The organism is Corynebacterium sp. UMB8791, assembly GCF_054166365.1.
In genome coordinates, this window is the sequence record NZ_JBSZCG010000056.1 from 1 (window position 1) to 330 (window position 330).

Below are 330 nucleotides of genomic sequence, written 5' to 3' on the forward strand. Positions count from 1 at the left end.
ATCCTAAGTGTGTTATCGAAAATTATTGGCGTCATCGGCGAGTTGCTCTTGACCGCTGGAGTGCTGGTGGCGCTCTTCGCCTTTTATCTGCTGTACTGGTCTGGTCTTGAAACCGGGAAAGCTCAGCAGCAGGCTCGTGATGAGCTGCAGCAGGCATGGTCCGCACCGGCATCGGCCGCAGCTCAGGCGCCAGAAGGCACGGAGCCAGCTGTTGAGGGCTCCTGGGTGCCTGGCTCTGCGGTGGCGATGATTTCCGCTCCTAAGGCCGGTTTTAGCGATTTGGTCGTATTCGAAGGTGTCTCTCAGGAAGTTTTGCGCGGTGGCCCCGGC

The 330-nt window shown here is 58.8% G+C and carries 1 pseudogene; it reads left to right on the forward strand.

What is annotated here, in order from left to right:
* Positions 1-330 (forward strand): annotated as a pseudogene (locus ACXIUA_RS01545) (class E sortase); the annotation flags it as partial.